This window comes from Pseudomonas sp. Q12-87, assembly GCF_001269755.1.
GTDB lineage: Bacteria > Pseudomonadota > Gammaproteobacteria > Pseudomonadales > Pseudomonadaceae > Aquipseudomonas > Aquipseudomonas fluorescens_S.
The window spans coordinates 113,133-139,371 of the sequence record NZ_LHVI01000011.1 but is presented as its reverse complement, the minus strand read 5'-3'; the positions used below and the strand labels follow the sequence as shown (position 1 = coordinate 139,371).

Sequence of the window (26,239 nt, the reverse complement as noted above, 5' to 3'; positions counted from 1 at the left end):
TCCCCAGCGCCTACTTCAGATTCCAAGTAGGCGCTGGGGAAGGCTGCGATCTTTTGGTTTGGGCACATCAAGTGCTTTTTTGCTTGGGGATTGGCGTAGCAGCAATACCGGTGGCGAGGGAGCTTGCTCCCGTTCGGGTGCGCAGCAGCCGCAGAAAGCCAGGGTCCGCTGCGCGGCCCAGCGGGAGCAAGCTCCCTCGCCACAAGGGCGGGTGTCTGGCTGGGGATTGGTATCACCACAATAACCGTGGCGAGGGAGCTTGCTCCCGCTCGGGTGCGCAGCAGCCGCAAAAAAACAGGGCCGCTGCGCGGCCCAGAGGGGAATGCTTTTTAAGTCTCGGGCAGACCGTCCTACATATTCCCGAAGGCCCTGAACACGCCGATCATTGCAGGGCCGATGGCAACCAGGAAGAAGCTTGGCCACAGGCAGAAGATCAGCGGGAAGATCAGCTTGGTGCCAATTTTTGCGCCCATCTCTTCAGCCGCCTGGGTGCGCCGATCACGGAATTCATCGGCATAGATTCGCAGGGTATCGGCCACGCTGGTGCCGAAGCGAATGCTCTGTGCCAACAGGCTGACCAAACCCTGGATATCTTCCAGTCCGGTGCGCACGGCCAGTTGCTTGAGGGCCTCGGTACTGGTAATCCCGGCGCGGATCTGCGCGTTCACCAGGGCCAATTCTTCAGCCAGCTCAACCTGGCTGACCGACATCTCTTCCGCCACCCGTTCTATGGTGGTGGGCAGGGCCAGGCCCGATTCGACACACACCACCATCAAGTCCAGAGCATCGGGAAACGCAGCCCGCAGCCGGCCCTGCCGTGCCTGTTTACGCTTGCCGACATAGATTGCCGGCAGCAGCCAGCCGACGCCCGCCATCAGGGTGACCGCCAACAGCACGAAGACGCCGGAAACTTTGATCATCGGCACCAGCAACACCGAAACGCCGAGCAGCGACAGCGGCAACATCAGGCGCACGGCCCAATAAATCTGCACCGCCGAAGCGGAGCGATAACCGGCGTGGATAAGCAAGGTCTGGGTCGCGGACGTCCGGGCCGGATCGGCCGAGGCGAAACGCTGGCCGACGCGCTCCAGCAGCAGTTGCAGGTTACCCGGCGCGTCCTGCCCCGACGTGCTGCCGGAATACCCTCGCTTGATCAGCGCCAGGCGCCGTTGCACCGGGTCTTGCAGGCCCAGCATCAGCAAAAGCACGGCCGCGACCGCCAGCACCGTACTGAGACCGATCACAATGATGAACAACAGGCGCGCCACTTCCTCGTTCCCGGTGAATCGACTGAACAACCCGAGCAGAAAATCCATGACCGATACCTCACGGCAAGACAGCGTTTAAACCTGGATCCGGATGATTTTTCGTATCCAGAAAATCCCGATCAACATGGCGCAGAACGCCCCGATGATCAGCTTGTGGCCGATGGGATCATTGATCAGCACCGGCATGTAGCTGGGGCTTGTGAGGATGATCGCGACCGCCAGCACAAAGGGAATCGCCACCAACACCCAGGCCGACATCCGCCCCTCGGCCGACAGCGTGCGGATCTTGCGCTGGAAGCGAAAGCGTCCACGGATCAAGCGGCTCAGGCGCTCGAGCACTTCGGTCAGGTTGCCGCCGGTTTCGCGGTGGATGAGAATCGACGTCACCAGCATCATCACCGTCATGCTCGGCATGCGCTCCAACAACCCGAGCATGGCCCGGCGCACATCGTTGCCGTAGTTGATGTCGGCGAAGGTCATGCCGAACTCATGGGCGACCGGTCCCTTGTGCTCCTCGGCAACCAGGCGCAGGGTTTCGTTGAATGGGTGACCGGCGCGCAGGGCCCGACACATGGCATCCAGCGCGTCCGGCAAACCTTCCTCGAACGCGGCGAAACGCTTGCTGCGGTCGCGCAGGATTTTCAGCACCGGCAGCCAGGTGAACGCAAACGCCGCCGCCAACGCCAGCCACCAGAGCGGCGAAACCATCAGCACCAAGGCCCCCGCCGCCACACCCAGGGCCAGGCCCAGCAGCATCACCCGATAGGCGCGGTATTCGTGACCGGCCTGCTCGATCAGTTGTGTCAAGTTGGCCATGAACGGCAGCTGTTCGAGCCTGGCTTCCAGGGGCGACAGGCGCGTCAGGTATTTCTGCCGCAACACGGTTTGCATGTTGGGCAGATGGTTGGCCTTCTCCAGCACATGCAGGCGCCCACGAATACGCTTGCGCATCTTGCCAGCCTCGCCGAACACCGGCACCACCACGCCCTGGGAGAGCAGGAAGACCGCAATGAACACCATGCCAAGGAAAATCAGGATGAACTCGCCGGGAATATTGTTCATGACTGCCGAGCCTCCATCCATTCAGGGCGGAACAGGGTCAACGGCAATTCGATGCCACGCTTGGCCAGCACATCGCGGAAGGCCGGGATCATGCCGCTGGGCCGATAATCGCCAAGCACCTCGCCATGTTCACCGATGCCATGGCGCGTGAAAGAGAAAATCTCGGTCATGGTTATGATCTCTCCTTCCATCCCGTTGATCTCTTGCATGCTGACCACACGACGCTTGCCGTCTTCTTGACGCTCCAGCTGAATCACCACATCGATGGCCGAGGCAATTTGTTGACGCATGGCCTTGATCGGAAATGTCGCGCCGGTCATCGACACCATGTTCTCGATTCGACCCAGCGCATCCCGCGCGGTGTTGGCGTGGATGGTGGTCAGGGAACCATCGTGACCGGTGTTCATGGCGGTGAGCATGTCCAGTGCCTCGGCGCCGCGCACCTCGCCAATGACAATGCGGTCCGGGCGCATCCGCAAGCTGTTGCGCACCAGTTCGCGCTGGCTCACCTCGCCGCGTCCCTCGATGTTCGACGGCCGGGTTTCCAGACGCACCACGTGAGGTTGTTGCAGTTGCAGTTCGGCCGAATCCTCGATGGTGACGATTCGTTCGTTATGGGGAATGAAGCTGGACAGCACATTGAGCATGGTGGTCTTGCCGCTGCCGGTCCCGCCCGAAATCAGCACATTCAGGCGCCCGCGGACGATGGCCTTGAGCAGCAAGGCGATGGCCGGGGTCATGGTGCCCACCTGGATCAAGCTGTCGGTGTTGAGCAGGTCCACGGCAAAACGCCGGATCGACATGCTCGGACCGTCGATGGCCAGCGGCGGAATGATCGCGTTGACCCGCGAGCCATCCTTGAGCCGGGCGTCCACCAGCGGCGACGACTCATCGATGCGCCGCCCCAGGCTGGAGACGATGCGGTCGATGATGTTCAGCAAATGCTGGTCATCGCGAAAGCGCACGTCGGTCCTTTGCAGCTTGCCGAAGCGCTCGACATACACCGAGGCAAACCCGTTGACCAGGATGTCCGACACGCTATGGTCGGCCAGCAGCGGTTCCAGTGGACCCAGTCCAAGGACTTCGTCGGTGATCTGCTTGATGATCAACTGGCGGCTGGCGGAACTCACCGGCGCCGAATGTTCATCCAGAAGCCGCTGGCAAATGTCGCGGATCTGCCGCGTGGCCTCGACTTGCTCAAGGGCATCGAGCAAGGACAGGTCCATGACCTTGAGCAACTGCTGGTAGATTTTTTCCCGCCACTCGGCTTCGACCGGGGTGACCTGGCTGCGGGTTTCGTAGAGCACATCGGGGATCGCCTGTTCCCAAGGCATCAATGCTTCTGCCGTGTCCGCCTGGCTGTCGCCTTGCTGGGCAGTCGTAGGGCCGGGTTTACCGGGCTGTTTGCGCAAGCGGTTGCGGAAGTCGCTGATCATGGGTCATCCCCCGAAGAAACGGTTGAAGGCGCGTTTGAACAGGCCTTTGTCTTTGGCCATCTGGTGACCGACCAGGTCTTCGGTCAAATCGCGCAGGGCGGTGGTAATCGCCGCCTTCGGCGCATGCAGCCCCAACGGCACGCCAGTGTTCTGACTCTGGCTGACCAGGTTGAAGTCATTGGGTAGTTTGGACAGGTTCACGCAACGCAGGGCCTCACCGATGTCCTTGAGGCTGATGGCGGCCGACTTGTCATAGCGGTTGACCACAATCTGCAACTGGTCGCCGCGCACACCCAAGTCTTCGCGAAGAATCCGCACCAGGGCGCTGGCATCGCGCAGGTGGCTGACGCTCTGCTGCACCACCACGTAGACCCGGTCCACTTGTTCCAGAACAGTACCGGTGAGGTGGTCGATCTGGCGCGGCAGGTCCACCACCACCCAGTCGTAACTGGCGCGGGCCAGTTGCAACAGGGTGTCGAGCTGTTCGGGCTGGGCGTCCTGGGGCAGGCACAGTTCACCGCCCCGGCCACCCAACACATGCAGGGTGGGACTGAAGTGGCTGCAGAAACCTCGCAGCGCGATGCTGTCCAGGTCGTCGACTTGCTGCAGCACTTCCAGGTGACTGTGGGTCTGGGCCACGTCCAGGTAATGGGTCACGCTGCCAAACTGCAGGTCCATGTCCAACAACAGGGTACTGCCCGCCCGGGCGCTGAGCTGCTGGGCCAGGTTGCACGCCAGCAGCGTCCCGCCGGAACCGCCCTTGGCACTGACCACGGCGATCAGCTTGCCTTCGGCGCCATTGCCGAGGCGAACCTCTGTCACCAGGCGATTCAGGGCGGCCACCAATTCTGTTTCGGCGAACGGTTCGGGCAGTACGTCACGGGCACCGGCCTGCATCGCCAGGCGCATGCCTTCCTGCTCGCCGAGCAGACCGCACACCAGCATCGGTGGACGCTCATGGGCCGGACGCTGGAGCAACGCCGCCAGCTCTTCGCGCCACAGGTGGCTGACCCGCAACAGCAACAGGTCGGGCATCCGATCCAGGCCGTAGAGCGGATCGACATGTCCATTGCTGACCAGGCGGGTGCTGACTTCCAGGCACGGCATGCGCTGGCAGACGCATTGCAGGTCGCGCAGGGACGAGGCGTCACGGCTGCTGATCAGTAACCGCAGCCCGGCTTTGCCGGTGGCGGTCGGTAGTACGGTTTCCCTGGTATTCAGCATGGTGTGATCTCCGCGGAATCGGAATGACGGCCGAGGCTTTCGCGCGGCAGGGTGGCCCTGAAGACCGGCAAGGTAATGGGCACGCCAAACCCGGGAATGAACAGGTTGAACACGAAGCCCTGCACGCTCAGCCGGACGTAGCGAATGGCTCGGAAGCCGGTGGTGCTGGCCGTGTCGGCGGGGTTCGCCACCACGGCGCCGTTGACATCCAGGTACGTCAGCGCCAGGTTCGAGGTGGCCAGGCTGCTGATGAGTTGGCTGGTCCCCGCGTCTGTCGCGGCGTTGAAAATGGCCCGGCGCAGTACCACCGGATCGCTGATGTTGCACACGGCCGCCAGGCGCGCACCGCGGCGCGCGGCCTCGTCCAGCGCGTTGGCGGTGAAGTACAGCCGGCCCATTTCCACTACGCCGAACAGCAGGATGAAGACCAGCAGGCCGACGAAGGAAAACTCCACGATGTACGTACCGCGCATGTATTTGTTGTTCATCACAGCGCCCTCATGACGGTGCTCGCGACCAACTGGATGCCCAGCGGTATGGCGTTACCGAAGAACCCCGGGATCGACCCGGTGCAGTTGCCTGCGCCAATCACCGGGCAGAAGGTGTAGGTAATGGTGACGCGAACATGGTCGGTGCCCACGGCGGCGACTTGCACGTTTGCCGTGGTCAAGCCCGACACCACGGCGCTGCCGGTGGCGCTGGGCACGCCATACACGGCGAGGTTTTTCGTCTGGGTCTGGAGCGTGCCGCTCAAGGCGATGGTGCCAAGGGTCGAGTTCCAGGCCTGGCTGGCAACGAAACGGTCGGCATCACGACTGGCCTGCAGCAACACGTTGTACTGGTAGAGCATGCGGCCGAACTCGCCGAACGCCAGCAACAGCAGCAGCAACATCGGCAGCACCAGGGTGAATTCCACCAGCGCTACGCCTCGCTGGGCGTGCGGTGACTTGAATGATGGGGCATGTCTCATGACGCCTCCTACGAGTCGGTGCTCGGAGTGCCGCTGCCGTTGAGATAGGTTTTGTAGAGCTGGATGATCTGCGGGCCGGAATCACTTGAGGGCGTAGGGCCAGGCACGTTGTCGCCTTCGCATTCCTTGACGAACTGGCCAAAGATCAGGGAGTCCGAACCACCGCCGTCGACCGGCTGCACGACGAAATAACAACCGAACCCCAGCACCGGAATCGACGTTGAGCCGCCCTGCTTGCCGGTGCAATTGCCGATCACGATCTTCAGCATCCGGCGCTCGAAAACCCCGTTGCTCTGGCAACCGCTGGCGCCCCCCGCCACACAGGCGGCGACCTTGGTTCGCCAGTCGTTGTAATCCTGAATCGCCTCGCCGCCGGCCGAGAGATCGCCGTTGCTCGACGTGACGGGCTTGCCTTTGTATTGCGCCTGGGAAAGCGCATCGTTGTAGGTCAACGCCGGCGTGCTCGACGTAGTGACAATATCCGGTGGATAGTCCGAAGCGCTGACCGGACCGTTGTAGATGCCGAAGCGCGTGTTCAAGCCTTGGGAGGTCGGTCCGGCTTTGTTACCCGGTGAAGTCTGGGCGTTGTCACCGACGCTGCGACAGACCGAGCCACCACCTGCCAGGTCTTCGCGGACCGCGCTGCCACCGGAGCCGAAATCGAGCAACTGGAAGTTACCCGGCCCAATGGGTGATGAGTTCCCCGCAGCCGTCTTCAAGACCTCAAGACCACCAAAGTGATATCCCCAGAAGTTGCCCGCGGTCGGGTTGTACTGGGTCGGATCACCGCAAACCATGAGCGGTGCCAGGTCACAAGGCGACGTCGGGCTGGGCCCCGCCGTGGCAATCGCTGCCACTTTCTTGCTGCCCAGGCCGGCGCTGCCCATCGTCTGCACGAAGCTCCAGAAAAAACCGCTCAGCTGATAGCTGGACACCGACACCCGGACGTACTTGGCGTCCGTCGGGCCGGGGTACGAGAACGGGCCGTAGACGCTGCTGGACAGCTCCACCACGGCAAACGCGCCCGGGTTGCCGGCGACCGCCGTCGACAACTCATTGTTGCCCGAGGCTTGGGCATTTTTGTTCAGCGTGTCCAGGGCCGCCGCGCGGGTCGTGCTGGCCATGTTGATGCCGCCAGCGACCTGGCTCAGGGTCTTGGCGCCGCCAAGGGCTGCCGCATCCACTGCGTTCTGCAGGCGCGTCTTGTTCAGCAGCATGTGCCCACCATCCAGGGCCAATGCCGCCATCATGGAAATCGCCACCAACGCGATCACCATCAATACACTCACTGCCCCTTCCTGGCGCCGAGGTACAGCCAAAGGCTGCCGAATACTGGGGTTCATTGTCTCGTCCTCGTTGACTGCCGTAGAGGAGCGGTATCGCCTTAATCACAGGGCCAGGTGTTGTGGATATTTGTCAGCGCAGGCTGATCACGCTTTTTTCGATGCCGCGGATCACCGTGACCGAGCCGCCGTCCTGGGGCTTGGCGAACCGTTGCACGGGCCGTGGCACCACAGCGGCAGCGACCGCCATGACCGGTGCGGCTGGCGTTGGCGCGGCCACTACGGCTTTTTTCTCCAGGTTCAATGGGTTGCGCAGTGCCAGTTGCAGCTTGCCTTCGGTTTGCGCAGTGACCAGCGCTTCCGCTTCAGTGGCGGACATCTCCAGCGTCACCGCCCGCACCACCACCGGTTGGGTCTTGTCGGTCCCTGCCGTCTGGTCGACCGCCAGCACGCGCAGGTTTTCAAGGATGGTCCGCGACACGGCGCTGTTGCTGCCGGCCGTGGTGGTCTTGGTCGCCAGCACATCGACCCGGTTACCCGGCAACAGGAAACCGCCCACGCCGACCACATCGTCCACCCGAACTGAAATGGCGCGCTTGTCGGGAGCGATCAACGAAGCCAGGGTGCTGCCGCCCAGGTGTTCACTCAAACGCGCACCGCGCACGATGTCGCCACGCAGGATGTCGAACGTGGCGATCTTGCCCACGGCTTGCTCGCTGGAATCGAAGGCGTCATCCGGAATCGTGTCCATGGGCATGCGCACGGTAGTGACTTGCTGGGCCTCGACCATCTGCCCGAAAGGAATTTCCACCGTGGCCACCACCACGCTTCGCAAGTGGTCGTCAGGCGTGGCGTTGAGTCGTGCGCTCAGCCAGGAGTCCGCCATCCATGCGGCACCAAGGCCCATTACCAGGGAAACGCCAATCAGCGAAAGCGTACGAGAGCTCATGTCGATATCTCCGAATCAAAGGAAGTCGAGCTGGACGAAGTAGTTGTGCCACGCCCAGTCCAGCTCTTGCGGCAACAGGGGGCCGGAACCGCCGAGGTAACGCTGGCGGTCGAGCGCCATGTTCAGCAGGTCACGGGGATGGCATGGCACCAGCGGCATGCCTTCGCTGGCATACAGCCGCTGCAGCACATAGCGCACCAGCAGCGGGTCATGGGCGAGGCCCAGGCGTTCGCATTCCTGGCGCCAGATGCGTTCATATTCTTCGGGCTTGAGGTAACCGAACTGCACCTTGTAGCCAATGCGCCGCAGGAAGGCCTCGTCGGCCAGCTCCAGGGGATTGAGGTTGGTGGAAAACACCAGGACCAGATCGAACGGCAACTCACAGTGCCGGCCGCCGCCCAGGTTGATGAAATCGCGCTTCTCTTCCATGGGCACGATCCAGCGATTGAGCAACTCGGCCGGGGCCATGCGCTGGCGGCCCATGTCATCGATGATGAACAGGCCATTGCTGGCCTTGAGTTGCAGGGCGGCCTGGTACTGGCGCGTGAAGGGGTCGTAGCGCACGTCCAATTGCTCCATGCTCAACTCGCCGCCCGTGATGACAATGGGGCGCTTGCAGCACAGCAGCCGACGGTCGATGCCTTCATTGAGCATGAGGTTGTTCGATTGGCTGTTGTCATCCAGGCGCTGGTGCACCTGCGGGTCGTAGATTTCGATCACCGACTCGTTGATGACAATGGCATGGGGTACCCATATGGCCTCGGCGAACAGGCGGATCAACCGGCTGCTGACGTAGGTCTTGCCGGTACCCGCCGGGCCATAAATCATGATTGCCCGCCCGGAATTGAGCGCCACGCCCAACTGGTCGAGCATGCCCTGGCTCAGCACCAGCCCCGCCAAGGCCTGATGCATGTCCTTGGCAGTGATGCGGCCATGGTGAATGGTCTGGATCTTGATCAGCGAGCGATAGGTGCTCACCGGAAAAGGCGCCGCGCCGATGTAGCCGCTACGGGCCAGGGCATCACGGGCGAAACTGCGACCGCGCTCGGTCAGGCCGTAGCGCAGCGCCTGCACACTCGCCTGCCCGATCTGGCCGAGCACTTCGACGCGACCGTCCTTGCGCAGGAATGTCAGGACTTCTTCGAGCACCGCGCCGGTCAGCGCCAGGCGCTCCACCAACCGTGACATGTCCAGCACGCCGGCCTCGTGCAGGTGTTTGCACACCAACTCGCCAAGGAAACTGTCGGTCAGGCCGGTGTCGCGGATGCAGGCAGGCTGGGGCGCCAGGCGTTGCACCGCTTCCCGCTCGCTGGGGTAGGCATCGCTATCGTTGATGACGTGCATGACTAGACTCCCCATCCACCGGCAACCAACTGCCAGTAGACGCTGTTCAAGGTGCCGATCAGGATCGCAATCGAATAAGGAAAAGGTTTGCCGGCCACTTCATCCGAAGTAGGCGCCAGATAGGCCTGGGCGCGCACAATCAGCCAGTAGCGCCCGAGGGTCTGTAGCAGCTGCCCGCGGGCCAACACGATCAGGAAGCCGCACACGCCGCCGGCAATCAAGCTGAAAAGCGCGGCCCACAGTGCGTAATGAAAGGGTAGGAAACTGCCGACCATGGTCATCAGCTTGACGTCGCCGGCCGCCATGCCGCCTACCGCATACATGGGCAGGAACAGTGCGAAACAGATCAGCATTCCCAGCAGGCTGTCGCCCAGTCCATTGACCCCGCCGGTATAAACCTGGCCGGCCAATCCCAGGGCGAGGCCCAACAGGACGAGTGTATTGGGGATGCGGTGGCGACGCAGATCGCTCACCACCGCGACACCCAGCAGTCCTAGCAGCAGTAATGTGGACACTAGCAATTCCATGGACATGATGTGTCTCCTTGTAGCGATTGGTTAGCAGACAGCGTTGTTGACGACGGCGCAGAGCGCGCGGATGCGGGTATCCACGGCGCCGCCCAGCAGCACGAATGCCGCCGCCACCAGCACCGTGATCAAGCCACCCGCCACCGCGTATTCGACGATGGTCAGGCCGTCTTCATCTTTGGCGAACCGGCAGATGGAAGTTCTTAGGGTGAGAAGAGTCATTTCATGTACCTCGCGCTTATCGGTTGTACCGCCACGAACGGGGGTTGGAGGGGACAGCGCGAAGTCCATTTGATTTATTCGTTGTACTCACAGCTAGAGAGTCGCAAGCGGTTATTCCTTTAAAAGTACCGTGCCCCCTACCGCAGGCTCTCGCTGTCAGCAGGCCACGTTGCCATTGACGGCCTGGCAGAGCGCGCGGATCTTGGTATTCACCGCACCGCCCAGCAGAACGAACGCTGCGGCCACCAACACGGTGATCAACCCACCCGCCACGGCGTATTCCACGATGGTCAGCCCGTCTTCATCTTTGGCGAACTTCACTGCCGAAGCCTTGATTGTTTGCAGATTCATTTTGCGCACCTCACGAGGGTTGTTTTTACGAGGGGCAGTACGTTCTGAACTGCCTGATGCAACCCTAGTCAGAGGGCAGGCATAGCCGTTAGGAGGATTTTGCACATCGCTAGGATTTTTTTGCGCAGCGTGTGGCTTTGCCGTTGTGAGGTGCCAACGCTCGCCTGCCATGCAGCTGGAAGCGAGATAGCGCTAACGGAGCGGTTCTTTATATGAATTTATTCGGCGCGGTGATGGCACATTGACGATACTGCTAGCTAGAGGGCAGGAAGAACCACTTGAGTAGGCACATGACGTCGACCCTGACCAGAAAGCCAAAGCTGTTGTGGATCGATCTGACCCATGATCGAACTACAGAGGAACTCGTCAGCCAGTTCAAAGACGCCTGTGAGTGTGCGATCGCCAAAAACGCCATGTTGCCCAGCGGCGAACAGGCCGACATGATCTGCGTCCATTTTGATCGCCCGGATACCCCGGGCTTGAGGCGTTTACTGGAGATCAAGCGCACGGTTCCGGGCATTCCCATCACCATGTTCACCGTGCAGCATTCCGAAGAATTGGCCGTCTGGGCAATGCGCTCCAGCGTCTGGGAATACATGGTGCTGCCTCTTTCAGCCACCGAGCGCAAACGCTACCTCACCGCGGTGGTGCAATTGTGCGAACTGCGTCGCCATGCCAGCGGCCCGCGCAACACCTCGCAGATCGACCACTCCCCGACCCTGCCGGACAGCATCCGCCTGACCTCCGGGCACCAGAAACACCAGGCCCTGAATCACATCATGCTGTACATCGACCAGCATTTTCGCGACAGCATCGATCAACGCGACCTGGCCAAGCGTTGCGGCATGACAACGTTTCGCTTCAGTCGCCTGTTCAAGGAAGCCAATGGACTGGGCTTCACCGACTACGTGCTGAACAAGCGCATGAGCTTCGCCAAGGAACTGCTCGACAACAGCCAGATGCCCATCACCAGCATCGGCTACGAGGCCGGTTTCAAAGACCCGTCCTACTTCGCCCGGGCCTTCAAGCAATACGCCAATTGCACACCCAGCGAGTACCGTCTCGCGTATCAGATACGCAGCGCAAACCATGCAGCGCCGCCTGCGGATGAGGCCGCCCTGGCAGCGATTGAAAACCTGGTGCACAGCCTTGAGGGATGAAATGGATTTTCATACCCACGGTGCTCTTTACCCATGGCTACCTGTAACTAAATAATAATATTCATGGGCTGCCAGTCCGATTAAAAGCACTGCATAGCCAATATCCACTGCGCCTGGAGCGCCAAGCTGAAACAACATGAATCATCATGTCGTTATCGGTAATTCTTTTTCGACTGAAACAAACTCCGTCCACCTTGCATAATGCCGACCAAGGTTTCCATGAATGAAATGGGCCTAACGCAGCTAGTTGGCACCCTTGATCAAAAATTCAATAGAGCACCGATGGGTAATATGAAGGCAATCAGCTTAGTGAGCGCGCGACAGTTGGGCTTGGTGACACACGACGAGCCCAGCGAACTACCCGCCGATGGTGTTGAAATCGACATCGTAATGTCCGGTATCTGCGGAACGGATCTGGCGGTATTGTCAGGGCGTGAAGAAGGACACGAGGGCATCGTTCGCGGTCATGAAGCCGTCGGCGTCGTAGTCAATACAGGGGCAGGTGTCACCCGCATACGCAAAGGTATGCGCGTGGTGATAGACCCCAACGAATATTGTGGTAACTGCGAATACTGCAACTCAGCTAACACCCATCTATGCAGCGGCGGTTCAAATGCTGGCCTCGATATCGCCGGCGTCAACAAACACGGTACATTTGCAGAGCGTTTCATAACCCGCGAGCGCTTCGTTCATTGCATCCCAGACGATATGACGTGGGAAACAGCGGTCTTGATTGAACCCGTAGCGTGTATCCTGAACAACATTGAACAAGCGTCCATCAAAGCGGGCGATCGTGTACTGCTTCTCGGATCGGGCCCAATGAGCCTGGTCGCGCAACTACTTCTGCGCGGCATGGGTGTCCATACACGTGCCACCGACTTGAATACTTTCCGAATTGAATTCGGGCGATCCTTGGGTCTGGATATTGTGCATCCAGAGGAACTTGAGTGCTCCACACAGGACCAGGAGAAATTCGATGTTGTCATCGACACCGTGGGCCATCAGCTCGAGACCGCCGCCAATAGGGTTGACCGAGGTGGCAGGATCGTCCTGTTCGGCTTCAACGGAAACTATAAATATTCGCTTCCTGTTAAACACTTTCTAGTCAACGCCATCAGCATCATTGCGGCGGGGGAATACAACCAGCACTTTCCCCAGGCGCTGCGCATTGCCCAAAGACTCCCTGACTTAGGAAAACTGGTCACCCATCGCTATTCTCTTGAAGCGTACTCAACCGCCTTCGATCTTTTATTGAATGATCCTTGCGCACCTACCGTAAAAAGCGTTTTCACTCCCAATCCCCAACACCTGTCACGCTAAATTTCACCCGCACTTTCCAGTGGATTCTTTTATGAAAGTTACTGTATTTAGTCAGATTTCCATTGACGGCAAACTGACGCTCGGCAATGAAGCATCCAGCAAGCCGCTTTTCAAGCATTTCGATGACGATGACATGCGCTTCATTCATAAATTTCGTGGAGAAGTGGACGCCATCATGGTCGGCCGTAACACGATTACCACAGACGATCCGCAATTGAATAATCGCTACGGAGCGGGTCGTAACCCCGTTCGTATCATTCCCACCACATCGCTGAACTTCCCAGCGTCGGCAAAGATCCTCAGTTCTCCCGAGCGAACCATCATCGCGACTACCGAGCAGGCCCGTGATCACGAGATGATCGAGCAAATCCGCGCCCATGGTAAAGAGGTACTGTTTGCAGGCACCGCGCGGGTCGACTTCAAACAGCTCTTCCCGATGCTGGAAGCCCGCGGTATCAATCACATCATGGTCGAAGGTGGCGGCCAATTGAACTGGCAGGTATTCAATCTCGACTTGGTTGACGAAATCATGCTCATGCAATTACCGATCATAATTGGCGGCTCGGACACCACTACATTGATCGATGGTGAAGGGTTCCAAGACATTGAAATGACAAAATCATTCAAACTGCATGAGTTCGAAGCACGTTCGCACTATAACTTCTTGCATTTCAAGCGCGACCCTAGACAGCAGCGTGTGCATTGATGTCGGCTATTCAAGGTTTCATCTTTGATATGGATGGCGTTCTGATCGACAGCGAACCCGTCTATATGGAACAGGAAAGGCTTTCTTATGCACGCCATGGCGTGGTGCTGAATGAAACCGAACTGTCGCGTTTTGTAGGCACTACTCAACGTCATATGTGGAATGCGATCAAAACCGAATACGGACTTGCAGACTCTCTGGATGGCCTTATGGCGGAGCATCACCGACTATTGATGGACGCGTTGCAATCAACGCCCCTCCCCGCCATGCCAGGCGTGACACAACTTCTCACTGCATTGAAGACAGCAGCAATGCCCTGCGCAGTCGCCTCTTCTTCGCCTCGAGAACTTGTCGAGCTCATTTTGCGTAACGCCGGGCTACAACATTTCTTCAGCGAAATCGTTTGTGGCGATGAGGTTGAACATAGCAAGCCAGATCCCGAGGTTTTCCTCATGGCTGCCAAGCGCTTGGGTGTTCCCCCTTCGTCCTGCGCCGTGATTGAAGACTCTGCCCATGGCGTGGCGGCGGCAAAGGCCGCCAGCATGTTTTGTGTTGGCCTGCTCAACCCTAACTCAGGGCAGCAGGACCTGAGCACGGCGGACTTCTGTGTTCATCACCATGATGAAATAAACCAATGGTTTTCCAGGCAATAAATATGAAGAAGCTCACTATTGCAGACTGGACCTGGATCAATGTGTCAGAACGATCCTCCATCAGCGATCAAGAAATAATTATCCACACCACGCCCGACACCGATTTCTGGCGAGGCACTTATTACGGTCTGGAGTATGACAATGCGCCGGCCATTGTGGTCGCAAGCGAGGAACAATATTGGACATTGAAGGCCAAGGTATCTTTTGCTTCAAATGTCCATTTCGACCAATGCGGCCTGTTCATTTATCAAGATAAAAACAATTGGATGAAAAGCGGCATCGAGTATCAGAACAATGGCTTTCAACAACTGTTTTCCGTCGTGACAAACAATGGTTTCTCAGACTGGTCCATGGCTAATTTCGACCGGATCACACAAACCATGCATTACCGGCTGAGCCGAAGAGGCAGTGACTTCCTCTTGGAAAACTCAGTTGACGGGATACATTTCTGCATGATGCGCATGTTTCACATGTTTCACGCAGAAGCACTTGTGCAATTTGGCTTCTTCGCCAGCAGTCCCGGCGATTCGTCTTTTGCCGCGCATTTCTCAGAAATCGAATGGACTGAATGCTGCTGGAAAGAGCACGGCGCCCCACGTTTCTAATTTCAAGAGCTCATAAACAATGCTGCCTGCGCCCCACTCCAATCGTCACGCGCTTTATGCGTGCTATGCCGCCATGATGTGCTTGGCCATGGCGCTCAACTTTCTGCCGGTATACCTGACAACGTTCAGCGATGCCTTTGGCGCCTCCTCAGGGCTGACCACGGAGCAACTGGGACGGATTCCCGCCGTCATGTTCCTCAGTTTCATCGTGGCCATTCTGATCACCGGGCCATTGGCTGACAGGGGAAACGCCAGGTTGATCATCCTTTTTGGACTGACGACCACTTCATCGGGCCTGGGGCTCGTGGCTTTTGCACCGTCCTATACCTTCCTGTTATTTGCCGTTGCCGTCATGGGTTTCGGTGCGGGTGTGCTGGACATGATCCTCAGCCCCATTGTCGCAGCCCTGCAACCCGAACGCCGAAGCGCCGCCATGAACTGGCTGCATTCGTATTTCTGCATCGGCGCTGTCAGCGCCGTGCTGATCGCCAGCCTGGCACTGCAGTGGGACATTTCCTGGCGCATGGTTGCCCTGGGGTTGCTCATTGCACCGATTGCAACGTTCCTATTGTTCATGCGAACAACCCTGCCGCCCTTGATACAGGACCACGTGCAGCGCGAATCCATGCCCACGCTGATCCGGCAGCCTTATTTCATCGCCTGCATGATTGCCATCTTTCTCGGTGGGGCAACGGAAACGGGACTGTCCCAATGGCTGCCCGCCTTCGCTGAGCAAGGACTGGGTTATTCAAAAGAAACAGGAGGCTTTGCGCTCGCCGGCTTCTCAATTGGCATGGCGCTCGGTCGCATTGCCGCCGCCCTGCTGCAAGAGCGGATAGCCGCCGTTTCACTGATGCTGGGTTGCTGCGCCGTTACCGTGGTCCTGTTTTTTGTGATCAGCTTTGCACCCAGCCCCGCATTGGCGTTGACCGCTGCCATCGCCGCAGGGTTTTCAGGCAGTTGCCTATGGCCAACGATGCTCGCCATTACGGCCGATGCATACCCTCAGGGTGGGGCAACCATGTTCTCTGTATTGACCGCCTCTGGTAACGCCGGGTGCAGTCTGATTCCATGGCTTGTGGGTATTATTTCAGCGCATTCGGATTTGCATATCGGCCTATTGGCGGTCACCGTTTGCCCCGCTGCCATGATGCTCTTGCTCGTATGGATGTCTCGCTGGCCATATAAACGCCCCCACCCGTGCCAGGGTTAGCCTGGCGTCGATGGCTGGGAGCGACCTCGTAGAACGACCACTTCACGCCGGACAGACGCCCGGGCTCACGGAGCGAGCTTTCTTCTCTCGATGGGAATGGACAGGACAATGCTGGTACGCGTCTCACCGTATGCATTGATTTTCGCAATGATGCCCTCGATGTCAGCCATCGACTTGGCATAGATCCTGATCAAGTAGGAATCATTCCCGGTGATGTGCAGGCACTCGACGACTTCGGGTATGTCGGTGAGCGTCGCTATCAGTTTGGATTTTGCCGGCTTGAGTGTGGTGATGCCGACGACAGCCGATATGCCGTACCCCAGTTTGGTTGGATCTAACTGCGCGCTATAGCCCTTGATGACGCCGGAGTCTTCCAGTTTGCGCAACCTGTCGTTGGTAGCAGGAATAGAAAGACCCGCATGCTTGGAAAGCTCCGTGATGGATATGCGACCGCAGTCCTGTACCTTACCCAGGATTTTTACGTCTATACGATCCATGTGCGTTTTCCCCGGTTAAAAGTACAAAATTTAATGAAAAGCCCGCCTTTTCCTGGTGTAGCCGTCAAGTGTCGTCTTTCAGCACGCAACTGTGTCATACAGAAAGGCAAGGTAGGTTTTTGCAAAGTGCGCGGAAACCGAGGGGCAGGCTCGTTACATTAACTACGGCGTACGGACCGGACGCACGGTTGACACCTGTGCGGGGACATAATGGACACATTATGCGCCGTAGTCAGGGTTTCAGATTGCAATAAAACGGCCATTGCCAGGCTTCTCCCTCGTTCAAGGAGGGACAAGCCTGGCAACGATGGCCGGTCAGGTTCCGGTGGCCAGCATGACGCCAGTGGCTACTTGATAAACCCCCAGGATGGTGATGGTCGACCCGGAAAAGTAGTTGATCAGCCTCAGCTTTGATTGGGCAATTCGCGCCTTGAAAATGGAAGAGAACCCGCTCAACCCCAACCACCAGGCAGCCGAGCCCAGGAAGATGCCTGTCACCATTGGCAATACGGCGTGCTGGCTGCCTTGATCACTGGCCATGCCGTCGCTCAAGGCGGCAAATATCGCGATGAACGACAAAATAGTCATGGGGTTCGACAGGGTCAGGAACAGCGTGGTCGAGTAGGCTTTGAACATATTGGCGCGCTCACCTGCCATGGCGGTAGCGCCACTGTTGGAGCGTATGGTTTGGTAACCGATATAAGCGAGGAAGATCCCGCCAAAAATACACAGCCAGGGTTTAAAGCTGATAAGGGTCGCTATGATGGCCGTGATACCCAGGGCACCGATAAATCCATAGATCGAATCAGCCGTGGCCGCCCCCAACCCCGTCGCGAAACCGGCTCGCCACCCAAGCGTAAGACTTCTTTGTATACATAACAGCCCGATGGGCCCCACAGGGGCTGCAATACAAAGCCCAATGACCATCGATTTAATGAAAACCAGCATAAGTGCGCCTCCAGAATGGGTACTGGAAGGTTAGGAGAAGTGCATTTTCCAAGGAATGGATTATTAATCTTGTTCAGGGCTTTTCCTTGAATATTGAATGAAGTGCCTGCACTTCCCCTTCATTATTAAGGCAGCGAAAGGCCCGCTCCTCTCAGGCCACAAAGTTACCCTAACGAAGTGGGCCATGACCCTTCCCAATAAATACTTTTTCACAGGCATAAAAAAACGCCGCTCAATGAGCGGCGTTTTTTTGAATTTGGAGCGGGAAACGAGACTCGAACTCGCGACCCCGACCTTGGCAAGGTCGTGCTCTACCAACTGAGCTATTCCCGCAAATGGCGTCCCCTAGGGGACTCGAACCCCTGTTACCGCCGTGAAAGGGCGGTGTCCTAGGCCACTAGACGAAGGGGACACGCTGCCCGGAACACATGGTGTGTGTTCCAGTGCCCAGATCCGCATCCGAAGATACCGATACTGGTTTCACTCAACGCCGCCCTGAAGCAACGCTGTTTAAAACTGGAGCGGGAAACGAGACTCGAACTCGCGACCCCGACCTTGGCAAGGTCGTGCTCTACCAACTGAGCTATTCCCGCAATGGCGTCCCCTAGGGGACTCGAACCCCTGTTACCGCCGTGAAAGGGCGGTGTCCTAGGCCACTAGACGAAGGGGACACACGTACAACATTCACTGCTTATCGCGTTTGGCTGAGTGCTTTACGCTGTAAGTGGCGCGCATTCTATGGATGGATTGGAGGGTCGTCAACCCCCAGATATAAATTTATTTAAATCAATGACTTCGCCCCGTTTCACACCGATTGGGGAGATTTTACCCGCCCGGTCTCTGACGCCTATATTCTGTCGCCCGCCGAGACGCTATAGTCGCGCCCGGCAAATAGTGGCAATGTGCATCCATGCCAGTTGTGCTTCCCACACAGCGTGACGCCCGTCTAATCGCGTCGTGCAGGCCTATGCGCTTAAAAGCCAAGCCACTACACTCATGACATGCGTACCCTAATAAAGAGGTCTTACCGGTGACACCACTCATGATCACCCTGCTCGTCGTAGCCGGGATCGCCCTGTTGATCGCCATTGGCTACATGAACCATGTGGTGGAAAACAACAAGCTGGAAAAGGCCCGCACCAAGGTTGAACTCAACGACCGTTTGCGCCGTTGTGGCGAGCTGACCGAAACGTTTCCGGGGCAGTTGATGACCCCGGCCTTGAAGTTGCTGATGACACGCCTTGAGGTCAACGTTTGCCAGCGCCTGCTCAACCTGGACAAAGGTAATGCGCCCGTCAAGGCTCGCCTGGACGAACTGTCTGCACTGGCTGCCCAGGGTGAGTCGATCCCAGTGAACAACCCACCGGCGCCGATCCAGACCGAAGCCAAGGCCAAGGACGTGCGCTTCCTGCTCGAGGCCTTGCACGGCCAGATCACTCGCGCCGCCCAGGACGGTTTCCTGCCACCCAACGAAGCCAAGCGCTGGATTCGCGAAGTTCGCCACCTGTTGGTCCTGTTGCACATCGAGTTCTTCAACAACCTGGGCCAACAGGCTTTGCAGCAGGAACAACCGGGGCAGGCCCGCCTGGCATTCGAACGTGGGGTGCAATATCTGCGCAAGCAACAGGAGCCCCAGGTCTACGCAGAACAACTGGCCTACCTGGAAAAACTCCTGGCTCGCGCCAACTCCATGGTCCTGGCCAAGACCCAGCCGGTGGAAGGCGAAGTCAATCAGTTGACCGAAGGCTTGAAGGAAGTCGAGGCCGACGCGGACTGGAAGAAGAAAAAGGTCTACGACTGAGGCTGCCCTGCCGGAAAGCCACACCGTGACGAGGGAGCTTGCTCCCGCTGGGCTGCGCAGCAGCCCCTTAACGACGGGCGTTCACTTGCAACCAGGAAAACCAGGAAGCCACAGGTCGTGCGTTGAACAAGCGTCAACTCACAACCTGAAATGCCCCACCATCCCCTTCAGCTCCACCCCCAACTGCGCCAGCTCAATACTGGAAGCGGCGTTGCCGCGCATTGCCAGGGACGATTGATCGGCGCTGGCGCGGATGCTGGTGACGCTGCGATTGATCTCCTCGGCCACCGAACTCTGCTGCTCGGCCGCCGCTGCGATCTGTTGGTTCATCTGTTGGATCAACGATACTGCCGCCGCGATACTGCCCAAGGCGCTCTCAGTCTGCAGTGCATCGCTGACTGCCATCTTCACCAGTTCGCCACTGCTCTGGATTTGCTGCACGGACGCCTGGGCCGCTGAGCGCAAAGCGCTGACCAGTCGCTCGATTTCCTCGGTGGATTGTTGCGTGCGCCGGGCCAGGGCACGTACTTCATCGGCCACAACGGCAAAGCCCCGGCCCTGTTCCCCGGCCCGGGCCGCTTCGATGGCGGCATTGAGCGCCAGCAGATTGGTTTGTTCGGCCACGCTCTTGATCACACTCAGCACTGTGCCGATGTTCTGGATTTCGGCGCTGAGGCTTTCGATGCTGGAGCTGGCGGAAGTGGCCGAGTCGGCCAATTGCTCGATACGCGCCATGCTCTGGCGAACCACCTGCTGACCGCTTTCGACTTTGTCATCGGCCGTCTGGGCCGCTTGCGCCGCTTCTTCGGCGTTGCGGGCCACATCGTGAACCGTGGCAGTCATCTGGTTCATGGCCGTGGCGACCTGCTCGGTTTCCTCTTTTTGGCTGCTGACTTCCAGGTTGGTCTGCTCGGTCACCGCTGACAGCGATTGCGCGGAGTTGGCCAACTGTTCGATACCTGCCTGCAAACCGCTGACAATACCACTCAACCCAGCGCCCATCTGTTGCATGGCCAGCATCAACTGGCCGATCTCATCCCGGCGTGTCACTTCGACCGTGGCGCTCAGGTCACCCGAGGCAATCTGCTGGGCGACGCGAATGACGCTGCGCAGCGGCGCCACGATCAACCGGGTAATCACCCACGCCGCGATCAACCCGACCAGCAGCGCCAGGGCTGACGAAGCGATGATCAGCAGCGCGTTTTTCTTCAGCTCGGCCCGCATCGCACCATCTTCGGCGCCGTAGGCCTGGTCAACCCGCTCGACAACCTGGGCGGCGCGTTCATGTAATTGCTGGTAGACGACTTTTTCCTTGGCCAGCAGGCCGGTGTATTCGGCCAGTTGTTCATTGAACCCGCTAATGTGCCCGGCCACTTCGTTGAGCACGGTCTGGTAACCCGGGTCCTTGACGGTGCCCTTGAGCGCCTCGGCCTGCTTCATGGCTTGCTCAGCCTGCTCGATGCTGCCTTGCCTGGCCCCGTCATCACTGCCCTTGCGGCTTTGGTCCAGCCGCACCCGCGCTTCGTTCATGGCTTGCAGCATCAGCCGCGATACTTCGCTGACCTGGTTGGCCTGCTCGATGAATTCGGCGCCCTCCTTGCCTTCCGAGTCCTTGAGGGTATAAGCGCCATCATCCGCCAACCCCGCCTGCAACACGTCCAGGTTATTGGCGACACTGGACACCGACCAACTGGCCATTTCCAGCGCCAGGTCCTTGCTCTGGCTCAGGCCGACAAACTCGTCGAATGCCTTGCGATAAGCCGCCAGGGCTTGCTCCACATCGTCCATCACCGGCACGTTGGCGGCCGATTGGAGCTTGAGTTCATTCGCCAGGGCCACCAGCCCATCGACTCCCTGACGCAAGGCATCGGCCGTCTTGGCGTCAGAGCGCAAGGCGTACTCCTGCTCTAGCAGACGGACCTTGAGCAAGCCGCTATTGAGGGAAGACATCTGCTTCAGCCCCTCGAAGCGATTGCTGATGGCCTGCAGGGACCAGACGCCGATGGCCGCAACCACTGCGGTGAGCAGCAGCACCAGGACAAACCCGATGCCCAGTTTCTTTGCCATACCCAAGTTGGCAAAACGTGCTTGCACGGCCGAAATCATTGCGCTCAGTCCTCTGCCAGTGTGTGTTGATTGCAGATTCGCAACGAGACGCCCTGCAACACAAGATGCTGGCGTCGGAATAATGGCAAAAAGCTACAGCTGCGTCGTTTTCAGAACACTTGAGGTCGATCCAACGCCACGGCCCGGAAAAATGCCATGGCCCTGGGATCGCGGGCATAGGCGACGTTGATCCGCAGCCAGTCAGTGTCGGCCCCCGAGGGGCTGAATGCCGTGCGCGATGACAGCATTACGCCGAACCGCTTGGCCAAGCGTTCCAACCCAGCGTAGTCAGACAAGGGCGCACGTGCCCAAATAAAAAGACCACCGGCTGGTTTACCGAACACCTCCCAATCGGCGTCCTCCAATACCTGCAGCACCACCGCCCTGTCGGTGCCCAGACGTTGTCGCTGGCGCTGGACCAGTTTTCGATAAGCCCCATTGGCCAGAAGATTGGCCAGTACCGACTCACCGAACCGCGACCCGCCCAAGCTGGTAATCGCCTTTACCTCGCTCAGGCGCGCAATCACCGAGGGCCCGGCCACTACAAAACCCACGCGCAACGAGCTGCTCAGGGTCTTGGAAAAGCTGCCCACATAGACCACATCGGCGTCCAGCGCTGCCAGCCGCGTGCGTGTGGAATTCTGAAAGTCGGCATAGACGTCGTCTTCGATCACCAGCACGGCGTATTGCCGGGTCAGTTGCAGCAGCCGCTGGGCCACGGTCGGGCCCAGGCTGCTGCCGGTCGGATTGTGGCAGGCACTGTTGATGAACAGGGCACTGGGCCGGTGCGTCGCCAACAGGCCCTGCAGGGCATCGATGTCCGGGCCGCGCGGGGTCCTGGGCAGCTCGACCATCTGGATCCTGTGCAACCTGAGCAGGTCGAACAGCTTCGAATAACCGGGGCTCTCCACCACAACGCAGCTGCCCGGCTGCAGCAGTGTGCGCACGATCAGGTCCAGCCCGTGGGTCGCCCCGGTGGTGGTCAGGATCAGGTTTTCGTCGGCTTCGATATTGAATTGCTTCATGCGCCTGGACAGTTGCTCACGCAGGGCGGGCAACCCCAGCGGCGTGCTGTAATTGAACAGCCCCGCCATATCGGTGCGGGTGACCTGGCGAATCGCGTACCCCAGGTCATCACTTTCACGCCAGCTCTCGGGCAACCCGCCGGCGCCCAACGGCAGCTCCCAGTGCGAGCTGTCCGCCACGCAGCCCCCGGCGAGCGGATCCAGCGGTTGGCTGTTGCCGATGGGCCCGGGGGCGGACGAAGACGGCGGCGCGACAAAAAAGCTCGAGCCGTGGCGGGATGCCAACAATCCTTGAGCAACCAGGCGTTCACAGGCTTCATTGACGCTCGATTGGCTGAGCAGATTCTGTCGCGCCAATTGGCGCACGGAGGGCAAGCGAGTCCCCGGTTGTACCGCATCCTGTCGGATCCATCCGGTCAGTGCGTCGACAATTTGCTGCACGACAGGCACCAGGGCCTGTCGGTCGATTCTCAACTCCATGAGTAACCAAGCTCCTAAGCATTTGTTTTATTTCCGGAAACAGTTAAGCACAGGCGGCGCTCGGACGATGTACGAGAACATCGCCAAAACCGTCGTTTCTCACCCTTTGAAACACATTGACGGGCCGCGTCGAGTATTTTTTGAGCGCTCAAGAAAAAGCCCGCAACCAGTGCGGGCCTTGTCCTACGGATGGAAGGGACGCATCCGTCAGAACGCCGTGACACCGCCGTCTACCGCCAGGGAATGCCCCGTGGTGAAAGCCGCGCCATCGCTGCACAGGTACAAGACCGCGCTGGCGATTTCCTCGACCTTGCCGATACGCCCCACCGGGTGCATGGCGTTGGCGAAATCGCCTTTCTTCGGGTCCGCCTCATAAGCGCGACGGAACATGTCGGTGTCGATCACGGCCGGGCAAACCGCATTCACGCGGATCTTCTTTTTGGCATATTCGATGGCCGCCGATTTGGTCAGGCCTATCACAGCATGCTTGGAGGCCGCATAAATGCTCATCTTCGGCGCTGCCCCCAGGCCGGCCACCGAAGCGGTATTGACGATGGCTCCGCCGCCTTGGGCGAGTAGTAATGGCAGTTGATATTTCATGCACAGCCAGACGCCTTTCACGTTGACGCCCATGATCGCGTCAAACTCATCGACAGTCCCGTCGGCCAACTTGCCCTTCTCGATCTCGATCCCGGCATTGTTGAAGGCATAGTCCAGACGACCATAGGCTTTGATCACTTCGCTCATCAGGTTCTGCACGTCGTCCTCCAACGTCACGTTGCAGCGCACGAACACGGCCTCGCCGCCCGCTTCGCGTATCGACTGCACCGTGCCCTCGCCGCCCGCCACGTCCAGGTCGGCCACCACCACCTTCAGGCCTTCTGCCGCGAACGCCTGTGCGGTGGCGCGGCCAATGCCCGCAGCGGCGCCAGTTACCACGGCGACCTGTCCGGAAAACGTCATGCTCATTGTCAATTCCTCGAAGAATGCGGGGTCGCGCCAGTGTAGCCACAGCCCGGTGTGGCAAGGCAGCACTATCCAGATGCCGGTTACATCCCCATGGGTGCCAGTGATAACGAGGCCGGCGGCACTATCACCGTGTTGGATCGAGCTGCATTCGCCGAGGTCGCAAACCTTGCGGCCAACGCCTCGAAGGTCTATCAACAAGGCTTCATTCATATTGAGTGCCAGCCATGACTGCCCAGACCAATCGCCAGTTCCTGCTCGCCAAACGCCCGGTGGGCGCCGCGACACGCGAGACTTTCACTTATCAACAAGTACCGGTCGGCGAACCGGCAGCCGGTCAGATCCTGGTGAAGAACGAATATCTATCCCTGGATCCGGCCATGCGTGGCTGGATGAACGAAGGCAAGTCCTACATTGCGCCGGTGGGCATCGGTGAGGTGATGCGGGCATTGGGTGTCGGCCAGGTGATTGCCTCGAACAACCCTGGGTTTGCGGTAGGGGACTACGTCAACGGCGCGCTGGGCGTGCAGGATTATTTCCTTGGCGAGCCAAGAGGTTTCTACAAGGTCGATCCGAAACTGGCACCACTGCCGCGTTACCTGTCAGCCCTGGGCATGACGGGCATGACCGCCTACTTCGCGTTACTGGACGTGGGCGCGCCCAAGGCTGGCGAGACTGTGGTGCTGTCCGGCGCTGCGGGTGCGGTGGGCAGCATCGCCGGGCAAATTGCCAAGATCAAAGGCTGTCGCGTGATAGGCATCGCCGGTGGCGCCGATAAATGCCGGTTCCTGATCGATGAACTGGGCTTCGACGGCGCCATCGACTACAAGAACGAAGACGTTCATGCCGGCCTCAAGCGCGAATGCCCCAAAGGCGTCGATGTGTATTTCGATAACGTTGGCGGCGATATCCTGGACGCTGTGCTCAGCCGCTTGAACCTCAAGGCCCGCGTGGTGATTTGCGGCGCTATCAGCCAGTACAACAACAAGGAAGCGGTGAAAGGCCCCGCCAACTACCTGTCGCTGCTGGTCAACCGGGCGCGCATGGAGGGCTTTGTAGTGATGGATTATGCCGCGCAATTCGCCGCCGCCGGGCAGGAAATGGCCGGTTGGATGGCCAAGGGACAACTCAAGAGCAAGGAAGACATCGTCGAAGGGCTGGAGACGTTCCCCGAGACGTTGACCAAGTTGTTCAGCGGGGAAAACTTCGGGAAGCTCGTACTTAAGGTCTAGTCACAAAATACCTGTGGGAGCGGGCTTGCTCGCGAAGGCGGAGTGTCAGCCGGCATAAATGGCGCATGACACTCTGCCTTCGCGAGCAAGCCCGCTCCCACATAAGTACTGCGGGGTTAGGTCAGGCCAGTTCGGCTACCACGGCCGCCAGCGCCTTGGCGGGATCCGCCGCCTGGCTGATCGGACGGCCGATCACCAGGTAATCGGAGCCGGCGTCCAATGCCTGGCGTGGGGTCAGGATGCGCCGCTGGTCGTCCTGGGCGCTGCCCGTCGGACGAATCCCCGGGGTCACCAGTTGCAACGACGGGTGCGCCGCTTTCAGAGCGCTGGCCTCCAGGGCCGAGCACACCAGACCATCCAGGCCGGCTTTTTGTGCCAGCGCAGCCAGGCGCAACACTTGCTCCTGGGGCTCGATGTCCAGGCCGATCCCGGCCAGGTCCTCGCGCTCCATGCTGGTCAGCACGGTCACGCCGATCAGCAAGGGTTGTGGGCCACTGCGCTGGTCCAGCACTTCACGGCAGGCCGCCATCATGCGCAGGCCGCCGGAGCAATGCACATTGACCATCCACACGCCCATCTCCGCGGCAGCCTTGACGGCCATGGCGGTGGTGTTGGGGATGTCATGGAATTTCAGGTCCAGGAACACCTCGAACCCCTTGTCACGCAGGGTACCCACGATCTCAGAAGCACAACTGGTGAACAGTTCCTTGCCGACTTTGACCCGGCAGAGCTTGGGGTCCAACTGGTCGGCCAGCTTCAGGGCGGCGTCACGGGTAGGGAAATCCAGGGCGACGATGATGGGCGTCTGGCAGGCGGACATGAGCGGGCTCTCAGGCAGGTCGAAATCGGCGCGCATTGTAGCGGAACCAGCGCCGGTGCGGGACCCGATGA

At 59.3% G+C, this 26,239-nt stretch carries 27 protein-coding genes, 4 tRNA genes and 1 pseudogene; 9 read left to right on the top strand and 23 right to left on the bottom strand.

Annotation, left to right across the window (positions count from 1 at the left end):
• Positions 1-350 precede the first annotated feature (350 nt).
• The 12 genes from AD663_RS07215 to AD663_RS07160 form a co-directional block, all read right to left on the bottom strand.
• The gene (locus AD663_RS07215) at positions 351-1,316 is read right to left on the bottom strand and encodes a type II secretion system F family protein (protein ID WP_053213489.1); all 966 of its coding nucleotides are present in this window, start codon (positions 1,314-1,316) and stop codon (positions 351-353) included.
• 27 nt (positions 1,317-1,343) lie between these two features.
• The gene (locus tag AD663_RS07210; protein ID WP_053213488.1) at positions 1,344-2,330 is read right to left on the bottom strand and encodes a type II secretion system F family protein; all 987 of its coding nucleotides are present in this window, start codon (positions 2,328-2,330) and stop codon (positions 1,344-1,346) included.
• Positions 2,327-3,766, bottom strand: a complete 1,440-nt coding sequence (locus AD663_RS07205; RefSeq protein WP_053213487.1) for a CpaF family protein — start codon at positions 3,764-3,766, stop codon at positions 2,327-2,329. The genes AD663_RS07210 and AD663_RS07205 overlap by 4 nt, the downstream gene beginning before the upstream one ends.
• Before the next feature lie 3 nt (positions 3,767-3,769).
• Positions 3,770-4,990 carry an AAA family ATPase gene (locus tag AD663_RS07200; RefSeq protein ID WP_003179327.1) on the bottom strand — a complete coding sequence of 407 codons (1,221 nt, stop codon included), beginning with the start codon at positions 4,988-4,990 and terminating at the stop codon, positions 3,770-3,772.
• Positions 4,984-5,478, bottom strand: coding sequence for a TadE family protein (locus AD663_RS07195; RefSeq protein WP_003179326.1), 495 nt, complete (start codon positions 5,476-5,478; stop codon positions 4,984-4,986). Before AD663_RS07195 ends, AD663_RS07200 begins: the two co-directional genes overlap by 7 nt.
• Positions 5,478-5,960 (bottom strand): TadE/TadG family type IV pilus assembly protein, encoded by a 483-nt coding sequence (locus AD663_RS07190; protein WP_053213486.1) that lies wholly within the window; start codon positions 5,958-5,960, stop codon positions 5,478-5,480. The genes AD663_RS07195 and AD663_RS07190 overlap by 1 nt, the downstream gene beginning before the upstream one ends.
• Before the next feature lie 8 nt (positions 5,961-5,968).
• Positions 5,969-7,303, bottom strand: a complete 1,335-nt coding sequence (locus AD663_RS07185; protein WP_053213485.1) for a TadE/TadG family type IV pilus assembly protein — start codon at positions 7,301-7,303, stop codon at positions 5,969-5,971.
• Positions 7,304-7,376: 73 nt separating this feature from the next.
• Positions 7,377-8,192 carry a Flp pilus assembly protein CpaB gene (gene cpaB, locus AD663_RS07180; RefSeq protein ID WP_053213484.1) on the bottom strand — a complete coding sequence of 272 codons (816 nt, stop codon included), beginning with the start codon at positions 8,190-8,192 and terminating at the stop codon, positions 7,377-7,379.
• A 15-nt stretch (positions 8,193-8,207) separates the two neighbouring features.
• Positions 8,208-9,536 carry an AAA family ATPase gene (locus AD663_RS07175; RefSeq protein WP_053213483.1) on the bottom strand — a complete coding sequence of 443 codons (1,329 nt, stop codon included), beginning with the start codon at positions 9,534-9,536 and terminating at the stop codon, positions 8,208-8,210.
• A 2-nt stretch (positions 9,537-9,538) separates the two neighbouring features.
• Positions 9,539-10,069 carry a prepilin peptidase gene (locus AD663_RS07170; protein WP_053213482.1) on the bottom strand — a complete coding sequence of 177 codons (531 nt, stop codon included), beginning with the start codon at positions 10,067-10,069 and terminating at the stop codon, positions 9,539-9,541.
• A 24-nt stretch (positions 10,070-10,093) separates the two neighbouring features.
• A complete protein-coding gene (locus tag AD663_RS07165; RefSeq protein ID WP_053213517.1) occupies positions 10,094-10,285 on the bottom strand; it encodes a Flp family type IVb pilin in 192 nt (63 codons plus the stop codon).
• Between the two features lie 156 nt (positions 10,286-10,441).
• The gene (locus AD663_RS07160) at positions 10,442-10,636 is read right to left on the bottom strand and encodes a Flp family type IVb pilin (protein WP_003179316.1); all 195 of its coding nucleotides are present in this window, start codon (positions 10,634-10,636) and stop codon (positions 10,442-10,444) included.
• 290 nt (positions 10,637-10,926) lie between these two features.
• On the opposite strand from AD663_RS07160, the gene AD663_RS07155 reads away from it, so the two are divergent.
• The 6 genes from AD663_RS07155 (at position 10,927) to AD663_RS07130 (ending at position 16,293) form a co-directional block, all read left to right on the top strand.
• Positions 10,927-11,796, top strand: a complete 870-nt coding sequence (locus AD663_RS07155; RefSeq protein ID WP_003179315.1) for a DNA-binding response regulator — start codon at positions 10,927-10,929, stop codon at positions 11,794-11,796.
• Between the two features lie 219 nt (positions 11,797-12,015).
• Entirely contained in the window at positions 12,016-13,116 is a 1,101-nt protein-coding gene (locus AD663_RS07150) for a zinc-binding dehydrogenase (RefSeq protein ID WP_003179314.1), read from the top strand.
• Between the two features lie 31 nt (positions 13,117-13,147).
• Entirely contained in the window at positions 13,148-13,822 is a 675-nt protein-coding gene (locus AD663_RS07145; protein ID WP_003179313.1) for a dihydrofolate reductase family protein, read from the top strand.
• On the top strand, positions 13,822-14,475 hold the full coding sequence (locus AD663_RS07140; protein ID WP_053213481.1) for an HAD family phosphatase: 654 nt from the start codon (positions 13,822-13,824) through the stop codon (positions 14,473-14,475). The genes AD663_RS07145 and AD663_RS07140 overlap by 1 nt, the downstream gene beginning before the upstream one ends.
• 2 nt (positions 14,476-14,477) lie before the next feature.
• Entirely contained in the window at positions 14,478-15,080 is a 603-nt protein-coding gene (locus AD663_RS07135) for a DUF1349 domain-containing protein (RefSeq protein ID WP_053213480.1), read from the top strand.
• Positions 15,081-15,099: 19 nt separating this feature from the next.
• Positions 15,100-16,293 (top strand): sugar MFS transporter, encoded by a 1,194-nt coding sequence (locus AD663_RS07130; protein WP_053213479.1) that lies wholly within the window; start codon positions 15,100-15,102, stop codon positions 16,291-16,293.
• Positions 16,294-16,358: 65 nt separating this feature from the next.
• Here AD663_RS07130 and AD663_RS07125 read toward each other — a convergent pair whose 3' ends face one another.
• The 6 genes from AD663_RS07125 to AD663_RS07100 all read right to left on the bottom strand — a co-directional run bounded on the left by AD663_RS07125 (position 16,359) and on the right by AD663_RS07100 (position 18,409).
• Positions 16,359-16,790 carry an Lrp/AsnC family transcriptional regulator gene (locus AD663_RS07125; RefSeq protein WP_003179309.1) on the bottom strand — a complete coding sequence of 144 codons (432 nt, stop codon included), beginning with the start codon at positions 16,788-16,790 and terminating at the stop codon, positions 16,359-16,361.
• Between the two features lie 315 nt (positions 16,791-17,105).
• Positions 17,106-17,738, bottom strand: a complete 633-nt coding sequence (locus tag AD663_RS07120; protein ID WP_003179306.1) for a LysE family translocator — start codon at positions 17,736-17,738, stop codon at positions 17,106-17,108.
• Between the two features lie 257 nt (positions 17,739-17,995).
• A tRNA-Gly gene (locus tag AD663_RS07115) sits at positions 17,996-18,071 on the bottom strand.
• Positions 18,072-18,074: 3 nt separating this feature from the next.
• Positions 18,075-18,150 (bottom strand) — tRNA-Glu (locus tag AD663_RS07110).
• Positions 18,151-18,255: 105 nt separating this feature from the next.
• Positions 18,256-18,331 (bottom strand) — tRNA-Gly (locus AD663_RS07105).
• Positions 18,332-18,333: 2 nt separating this feature from the next.
• Positions 18,334-18,409: transfer RNA gene (locus tag AD663_RS07100), tRNA-Glu, on the bottom strand.
• A 371-nt stretch (positions 18,410-18,780) separates the two neighbouring features.
• Here AD663_RS07100 and AD663_RS07095 point away from each other — a divergent pair.
• A complete protein-coding gene (locus AD663_RS07095) occupies positions 18,781-19,539 on the top strand; it encodes a hypothetical protein (RefSeq protein WP_003179304.1) in 759 nt (252 codons plus the stop codon).
• 138 nt (positions 19,540-19,677) lie between these two features.
• Here the strand turns inward: AD663_RS07095 and AD663_RS29555 are convergent, their stop codons facing one another.
• From AD663_RS29555 to AD663_RS07080, 4 genes and pseudogenes are all read right to left on the bottom strand, one after another.
• Positions 19,678-20,541 carry a methyl-accepting chemotaxis protein gene (locus AD663_RS29555; protein WP_371261161.1) on the bottom strand — a complete coding sequence of 288 codons (864 nt, stop codon included), beginning with the start codon at positions 20,539-20,541 and terminating at the stop codon, positions 19,678-19,680.
• Positions 20,539-20,763, bottom strand: a pseudogene (locus AD663_RS29550) (HAMP domain-containing protein); the annotation flags it as partial. The gene AD663_RS29555 and the pseudogene AD663_RS29550, both read right to left, overlap by 3 nt.
• 992 nt (positions 20,764-21,755) lie before the next feature.
• Entirely contained in the window at positions 21,756-23,150 is a 1,395-nt protein-coding gene (locus AD663_RS07085) for a PLP-dependent aminotransferase family protein (protein ID WP_003179300.1), read from the bottom strand.
• A 207-nt stretch (positions 23,151-23,357) separates the two neighbouring features.
• Positions 23,358-24,119, bottom strand: coding sequence for an SDR family oxidoreductase (locus AD663_RS07080; protein ID WP_003179297.1), 762 nt, complete (start codon positions 24,117-24,119; stop codon positions 23,358-23,360).
• 90 nt (positions 24,120-24,209) lie between these two features.
• Between AD663_RS07080 and AD663_RS29045 the strand changes: the two genes are divergently transcribed.
• Together AD663_RS29045 and AD663_RS07075 are read left to right on the top strand one after the other, a co-directional pair.
• Complete coding sequence (locus tag AD663_RS29045) at positions 24,210-24,347, top strand: hypothetical protein (RefSeq protein ID WP_160167763.1); 138 nt, start codon at positions 24,210-24,212, stop codon at positions 24,345-24,347.
• The gene (locus AD663_RS07075) at positions 24,344-25,348 is read left to right on the top strand and encodes an NADP-dependent oxidoreductase (RefSeq protein WP_003179295.1); all 1,005 of its coding nucleotides are present in this window, start codon (positions 24,344-24,346) and stop codon (positions 25,346-25,348) included. Before AD663_RS29045 ends, AD663_RS07075 begins: the two co-directional genes overlap by 4 nt.
• A 121-nt stretch (positions 25,349-25,469) precedes the next feature.
• Here AD663_RS07075 and pyrF read toward each other — a convergent pair whose 3' ends face one another.
• A complete protein-coding gene (pyrF, locus tag AD663_RS07070) occupies positions 25,470-26,168 on the bottom strand; it encodes an orotidine-5'-phosphate decarboxylase (RefSeq protein WP_003179293.1) in 699 nt (232 codons plus the stop codon).
• Positions 26,169-26,239 lie beyond the last annotated feature (71 nt).